The sequence below is a fragment of the Dietzia maris genome (assembly GCF_014144855.1).
In the GTDB taxonomy this organism is placed as follows: Bacteria; Actinomycetota; Actinomycetes; order Mycobacteriales; family Mycobacteriaceae; genus Dietzia; species Dietzia kunjamensis.
The window spans coordinates 1-2,390 of record NZ_JAALDN010000433.1 but is presented as its reverse complement, the minus strand read 5'-3'; the positions used below and the strand labels follow the sequence as shown (position 1 = coordinate 2,390).

General features: G+C 71.3%; 3 protein-coding genes and 1 pseudogene. All 4 read right to left on the bottom strand.

What is annotated here, in order from left to right; genetic code table 11:
• On the bottom strand, positions 1 to 627 hold a 627-nt coding region (locus tag G6024_RS13750), incomplete at its 3' end, for a DinB family protein (RefSeq protein ID WP_182640392.1).
• Between the two features lie 140 nt (positions 628 to 767).
• Positions 768 to 1,385 carry a methylated-DNA--[protein]-cysteine S-methyltransferase gene (locus G6024_RS13745; RefSeq protein ID WP_227022156.1) on the bottom strand — a complete coding sequence of 206 codons (618 nt, stop codon included), beginning with the start codon at positions 1,383 to 1,385 and terminating at the stop codon, positions 768 to 770.
• Between the two features lie 26 nt (positions 1,386 to 1,411).
• The gene (locus G6024_RS13740; protein ID WP_067719340.1) at positions 1,412 to 2,050 is read right to left on the bottom strand and encodes a suppressor of fused domain protein; all 639 of its coding nucleotides are present in this window, start codon (positions 2,048 to 2,050) and stop codon (positions 1,412 to 1,414) included.
• Positions 2,047 to 2,390: pseudogene (locus G6024_RS13735) on the bottom strand (glucose-6-phosphate dehydrogenase (coenzyme-F420)); the annotation flags it as partial. The pseudogene G6024_RS13735 and the gene G6024_RS13740, both read right to left, overlap by 4 nt.

Genomic DNA, 2,390 nt, shown 5'->3' with positions numbered 1-2,390 from the left:
CGAGCCGTCCCCGACGTCGGAGTCGCCGGGAGCCGGGGCGCCGACCTGCGCGACCCCCTCGGCGACGGCGAGCCACTCGGTCTCCCCCGGCGCCGCTCCTGCCGGGTCCGCCGCCCTGTGGACGTAGACCGGGTCGGTCGGGTTGTGCGAGAAGAGGTGCTTGATGTCCATGAGCAGCAACTCCTGGTGCTGCTGCTCGTGATGGCAGCCCAGCTCCAGCAGTTCGAGGCCACGCTCGTCGACCCGGCCCGCCTCGAGGGCGTCGACGACGGCCTCGTCGATGCGGGCGCGGAAGTCCCCGATCTCCGCCACCGACGGGCGGGTGATGAGCCCGCGCTGCGGCCGCGGCTGCCGTGGGCCGACCGCCTCGTAGTACGAGTTGAACAGGAAGCGGAACACCGGCTCCGGCGAGGTGTAGCCCGGCAGCCGACCCAGCACGAACTCCTCGAAGAACCACGTGGTGTGCGCCCGGTGCCACGCTGCGGGGCTGGCCGCGGTCATCGACTGGGGGATCTGGTCCTCCGGGCTGAGCCGGGACGCGAGCAGGTCGGTGAGCCCCCGGACCTGCTGGAACTTCTCGACCACGCTCTCGGCGCGGGCAGTGGTGGCGACGGTTCCGGCTGTCATGGCTTCCCCCGTGGGTTGTGGTCGACGGCAGGCGGTCCGCACCGGCGGACCCCTCGGCCCCCGACGCTGACCGCCACCCTAACCACGGTGTGGCCGCCGTCCCACCGATCCGGCCATGCCCGGACGAACGGCGGCGATGCCTACCGGAACGGGAGCGGGCCCGGCTTCCCGGCACGCTCGGCGGCGATGTTGCGTCGCTCGTGCTCGAGCAGCCGCAGCCGGTACTCGGGGCAGTTGCCCATACCGCCGTCGGCGCGGATCACCCGGTGGACGGGGATGACGAACGGCACCGGCACCAGCGTGCACAGCCGGCCGACGCGACGGGCGTTGCGTGGCCGGCCGGCGTCGATACTGACCTGGCCGTAGCTGGAGGTCTCGCCGTAGGGGATGTGCTGGATCTCGCGGTAGACCTCACGTGAGAATTCATCGTGGACCCCGGCCGCCGCCCAGTCCAGCGGGACGTCGAACCCGCGGAGCCTCCCGGCCAGGTAGTCCTCCACCTGTTCCGCCAGGCGGGCGAGGTGCTCCGCCGCGGCGCCGGGCTCGGGATCGCGGCCCTCGTCGTCGTCGTGATGTTTCACGTTGAACCAGGTCGCGGCGGCATCCCTGTGGTCGAGCTGGTCTGCGTCGAGCTGGTCCGCGTCCACCTGGACGAGGCGCGCGATGCCGTCGGGGGTGGCCTCGACGAGCATCAGCCCGGCCGCGGTGGTGAGTACGTGCGTGACACCGCGGGACGTCCGGGGCGCAGGCGCGCTCACACGGGCCCCACTCACACCAGCCTCACTCACACCACGCTCGGGCGGTCCGGGTTGGTGACGTCGGCGTCGGCGGTGTCGAGCCGCTCGAACAGGGCGTCGGCGCCGTCACGTCCGATGGCGGACATCTCCGCGGTGGTGATCGGCACGGCCTGCAGGCGCGTGAGCAGGGGGCCGGTGCCGTCGGGGCCGCCGGTCTCGTCGACCACCTGCAGGTCCGGCCACAGGAACGGCGGCGTGAGGACCAGGTGCTCGCACGTACGGCCGGGATCGACCAGGCCGACCGCGTTGGGGATCACCGCGCCGGGCGCCACGTGGATGGAACCGGTGGCCACCGCGAGCGCGCACGCGTCCAGGACGTCGGCCATGGCGCGGTGGCCGGTGCGGCCGACGGTGACGAACTCGGAGCGGATCTGGCGCCCCTCGGGCGTGGTGACGTTGGTGGGGAGCTCGCGGGCGCCCACGGTGGCGTAGGTGGAGAAGCCGGGCGCGGGAACGTCGTCGACGACGACGATGTCGCAATGCCACTCCGTTGTCTGACCCTCCTCATCCGGCTCGGTCTCGTGCGGATAGCGCAGGACGCGGACCGATTCCTTGTGGCCGAGGATGCCCTCGAGGCCGGAGAGATCGGCCGTGTCCGGGCCGGGGAGGTTGTTCTCGTTACTCATGCAAGGGCTCGCAGTCGCGGTTCGAGGTCGGAATTGAAGAGGTCGAGGAAGCGTTTCTGATCGTGGCCGGGGGCGTGGAAGACCAGGTGGTTCAGGCCCGCGTCGACGTATTTTTTGACCTGCTCGACGGCCTCGTCGGGGTCCGAGGCGACGATCCACCGCTTGGCGACCTGCTCGATCGGCAACTCATCCGCGAGGCGCTCCATCTCGCGCGGGGAGTCCACCGAGTGCTTCTGCTCCGGTGTCAACGACAGCGGGGCCCAGAAGCGGCAGTTCTCCAACGCGGCGGCCGGGTCGGGGTCGTAGCTGATCTTGATCTCGATCATCCGGTCGATCTGCG